Source organism: Mycobacterium angelicum (assembly GCF_002086155.1).
GTDB lineage: Bacteria > Actinomycetota > Actinomycetes > Mycobacteriales > Mycobacteriaceae > Mycobacterium > Mycobacterium angelicum.
In genome coordinates this window covers 1-4,329 of sequence record NZ_MVHE01000139.1, presented here as the reverse complement: position 1 = coordinate 4,329, position 4,329 = coordinate 1, and the positions used below count along the sequence as shown (strand labels likewise).

General features: G+C 74.5%; 3 protein-coding genes. 2 read left to right on the top strand and 1 reads right to left on the bottom strand.

Going from position 1 to position 4,329, the window contains the following annotated elements; genetic code table 11:
- On the bottom strand, positions 1–2,020 hold a 2,020-nt coding region (locus BST12_RS28395; RefSeq protein ID WP_083116490.1), incomplete at its 3' end, for a PE family protein.
- Positions 2,021–2,263: 243 nt separating this feature from the next.
- Between BST12_RS28395 and BST12_RS28390 the strand changes: the two genes are divergently transcribed.
- Together BST12_RS28390 and BST12_RS28385 are read left to right on the top strand one after the other, a co-directional pair.
- The gene (locus BST12_RS28390) at positions 2,264–2,599 is read left to right on the top strand and encodes a DUF732 domain-containing protein (RefSeq protein ID WP_083116489.1); all 336 of its coding nucleotides are present in this window, start codon (positions 2,264–2,266) and stop codon (positions 2,597–2,599) included.
- Positions 2,600–2,755: 156 nt separating this feature from the next.
- Positions 2,756–4,329 (top strand): PE family protein (locus BST12_RS28385; protein ID WP_139802018.1); only part of this gene is annotated, 1,574 nt, incomplete at its 3' end.

Genomic DNA, 4,329 nt, shown 5'->3' with positions numbered 1-4,329 from the left:
GCCCGCCATTGCCGCCTGTGACGCCGCCGGCCCCACCCGTTCCGCCGGTTCCGCCACCCCCGCCGGTGGTCCCGGCCGCGCCGGATGCACCGACGAAACCGGCCCCGCCGGTCCCTCCCATGCCACCGCTGCCGCCGTCGCCCACGTCGCCGCCGTTGCCCCCGACGCCGCCTGTACCACCGGCGCCGCCGGTGAAGACGCTGCCGCCCGAGGCGCCGCCGGTACCACCGGCACCGCCGACGCCGCCGGTGCCGCCGGTGGTGGCGGTGGTGGCGCCGCCGGCCCCACCGGTACCACCATTTCCGGGGGCATTGCTGGGGTCACCGGCGGCACCGGCGCCGCCTGCACCGCCGGTGCCGCCGTGTTGGCCGACGCCACCGGCACCGCCGGTGCCGCCGTTGCCGGCAGGTCCGGCGGGCAGACCGCCGGAAACTCCGCCGCTGCCGCCAGCGCCGCCGGTACCGCCATTGCCTGCGGCGCCGCCGGCCCCGCCGACGCCACCGGTGCCGCCGTGGCCGGCCGCGACACTTTGGAAGCCCGCTCCGCCGGTACCGCCGGCGCCTCCGGTGCCGCCGTCGCCGTACTGCCCGCCGACGCCGCCCGTGCCGCCGGTGCCGCCGGCGCCACCAACCTGCGTGAACCCGGCGCGGCCGCCGGTACCGCCGGCACCGCCGGTGCCGCCGTTGCCCAGCAGCCCGCCGTTGCCGCCGGTCCCGCCATTGGCGCCGGCGAGGCTCAAGCCACTGGCGGCGGCGCCGTCGCCGCCAGTGCCGCCGTTGCCGCCGCCGACGGCGGCGCTTCCGGTTGCGCCGGTGGCGCCGTATAGGCCGCCGCCGCTGCTGCCGCCGGCCGCGCCTAGGCCACCGCTGCCGGGGTCGCCGCCGTTTCCGCCGGTACCGCCGACACCGTTGTTGATGCTCGATATGCCCTGAGCGCCGGTGCCGCCGTCGCCGCCGAGGCCGGCGACACCGCCGTTCCCGCCGGCTCCGCCGACGCCGTGTCCGCCCGCCTGCCCCCCAAACATGCCGTGGCCGCCGCCCAGGCCACCGTCGCCGCCATTGCCACCGCCGCCGCCGTTTCCGCCATTTCCCCCGCCACCAGCGGCGAGGGCCGGCGAGGTGCCAGCCAGACCAACAGCTCCCGCGCCACCATGTCCGCCCGCGCCCCCGGCACCACCAGCGCCGCCCTCGCCGCCGTTGCCGTACACCAGGCCGCCGCTCCCGCCGGCTCCGCCGGCGCCGCCGGTGCTTCCGTGTCCGCCGTCACCGCCTGTGGGCGCGCTACCGACATACGATCCGACAGCACCGTTTACGCCGCTGGCACCGGCTCCGCCGGTGCCGCCGGCGCCGCCGGTGCCGAACAATCCGGCGTTGCCCCCGTTCCCGCCGACCCCACCAACCGCGGCAGCGGCAGTTCCACCAGTCCCACCGGCACCGCCGTTGCCCCACAACCAGCCGCCGTTGCCACCCGAACCGCCGGGAGAGTTCACCCCGCCGGTACCGCCGGCGCCGCCGTTGCCGATCAGCCCGCCAGCCCCACCGTTACCGCCGACGCCCCCGATATCGGCCGCGGAAAAGCCGTTTCCGCCGTTGCCGTACAGCAAGCCCCCGGCGCCGCCGTTCCGGTTGAGTGCCGTCCCGTCGGCGCCGTTGCCGATCAGCGGCCGGCCCAACAATGCCTGGGTGGGCGCATTGATCACCCCGAGCACCCCCTGCTCGAGCATCTGCAGCGGCGACGCGTTAGCCGCCTCGGCGGCCGCATACGATCCGCCGGCGGCGCCCAGGGCCTGCACGAACTGGTCGTGAAACGTCGCCGCCTGCGAACTGAGCGCCTGGAAATCCTGAGCATGGGTGGAGAACAACTGCGCGATCGCCGCGGAAATCTCGTCGCCGGCCGCCGAGGCCACCTCAATCGTTGATGCCGCGGCCGCGGCCCTGGCGCCGGTGATCGCCGACCCGATATTCGCCAAATCTTGCACTGCTGCTGTGAAGGATTGCGGCACAGCTGTCACGAACGACATGGGCATCTCACGCTCCGACCCGGTCTCAATTGATGCCCCGACTGTCTCGCGCACGTACTGAATAAAGACTGAACAGAAATGGAATGCGCCGCGTGCGCGCCGTTATGGCACCAGAAAGGACCCGAAAGGCCGTGTCTCGATCGCGCCAAGGATTTATAGAGAATCCGTCAAGGCGCCCGGCTGACTCTTTGGTTAACGCAATCCAGCGTCCACCACCAGTTCATAGCAGCACCGGAGACACCAATGCTCACTCGCCGTTTCACCGTCAACATGGCCCGCACCACCCTGACCGCAGCCGCCCTCGGCTTGGCCGCGCTCGGCTTCGCCGGCACCGCCGGAGCAAGCTCAGCCGACGACGCATTCCTGGCCCAGCTGCAGACGGACGGGATCACCCCGCCGAGCGCCGCCCGCGCCATCAGCGAGGCGCACACCGTCTGCAAGAGCCTCGACCAGGGGCAGTCGAGCACCGAGGTCATCAACGGAGTCGCCAAGCGCACCGGCCTGAGCGCCAAGGGCGCCAAGACCTTCGCCATCGACGCCGCCGAGGCCTACTGCCCGCAGTACGTCACCTCTGCCTAAACGCGTAACAGAACCAAACCGCGGAATGCGGGGACCCATTCGGGTCCCCGCATTCGTCGTTGCGCCGGAAAGCCCACGAGCTGCCGTCGCGGTCGCAATACTGACTGGGCACCTTCACTTCTCCGGATCGTCGAGTCGCCAGGCGGGAGCACCACGATGTCGTATGTGATCGCAGCACCAGACCTATTCACCGCGGCTGTAGCAGATATCGAGAGCATCGGCTCGTCGCTGAGCGCCGCCAATATCGCCGCGGCAATCCCGACCACCGGCTTGCTGGCCGCTGCCGGCGACGAAGTGTCAACCGCGATCGCGTCGCTGTTCTCCTCGCACGGCCTGGACTTTCAATCGCTCAATGCACAGGCGGCGGCATTTCATGCCCAGTTCGCGCAGACGCTGTCCAGGGCCGGGGCCTCGTACGCGGCCGCGGACGCGGCAAGCGTGTCGCCGTTGCAGACCCTCGAGCAGGACGTGCTGGCGCTGATCAATGCGCCGACAAATCTGCTGTTGGGGCGTCCGCTGATCGGCAATGGCACCGACGGGGCACCCGGCAGCGGGCAAAACGGCGGGGCGGGCGGGATCCTGTGGGGCAATGGCGGCAACGGCGGATCCGGCGCGGCCGGTAAGGCCGGCGGCGCCGGTGGGGCGGCAGGACTGCTCGGCGCCGGCGGTGCCGGCGGTACCGGTGGCGTCGGCGGCGGGGCCGGCGGTGCCGGCGGCACCGGCGGGTGGTTATGGGGCAACGGCGGAGCCGGCGGCGCGGGAGGCCTCGGAGGCGCCGGCGTGACCGGCGGCAGTGGCGGGGCCGGCGGTAGCGCACTGTTGTACGGCAACGGTGGTGCCGGCGGCGTGGGCGGGGCGGGTGCGCCCGGCGCGGTCGGCTCCGCGGGCGCCCCGGGCACCTCGCCGACGGCGCTCGGCGTCGGCGGCACCGGCGGGAATGGCGGCGACGGCGGCAACGCCGGCAATGGTGGCGTCGGCGGCAACGGCGGGCTGTTCTACGGCTCCGGCGGGGCCGGCGGTCAGGGCGGAGTTGGCGGAGCCGGCGGAACCGGTGGGACCGGCGGCGCCGGCTGGGACGCCACCGCCATCGCCGGGGCCGGCGGAACCGGCGGCAACAGCGGCACCGGCGGCCACGGCGGTGACGGCGGCGCCGGTGGGGCCGGCGGCCACGGATCGGCGTTGCTGGGCCAGGCGGGCGCTAACGGCAATGGCGGGGCCGGCGGTGCCGGCGGAAACGCCGGGGCACCCGGAAACGGTGGCACGGGCGGTGCCGGCGACAGCAGCAGCCCTGTCGGCGGCACCGGCGGCAACGGAGGTGATCCCGGCGGCTTCGGCGTCGGTGGGATCGGCGGCGCGGCCGGTGGCCCGGGTGCCGTCGCCGGCGCGGCAGGTGCCATCGGCACCATAATCCCCGGCAACGGGGGTAACGGCGGCACCGGCGGCCACGGGTACGACCCAGGTGGCAGCCCGGTGGCGGCCCCCGGCGCGTCCGGCGGGGCCGGCGGAACCGGCGGCGATGGCGGTTCCTACGGCAATGGCGGCACCGGCGGCGCCGGTGGCAGCGCCGCCGTGATCGGCGACGGGACCGGCGGTAACGGCGGGACCGGCGGCAAGAGCGGCACGATCGCCGGTACCGGCGGCACCGGCGGGGCCGGCGGCAACGGCTCCCACACCGGCGCGGGCGGCGACGGCGGGACTGGGGGCGCGAGCTCCAACCTGGGGCCGGGGAG

Bases quoted from the DNA above. Each gene is read 5' to 3' on its own strand.
- BST12_RS28390 (WP_083116489.1), top strand. From the start codon at position 2,264: ATGCTCACTCGCCGTTTCACCGTCAACATGGCCCGCACCACCCTGACC.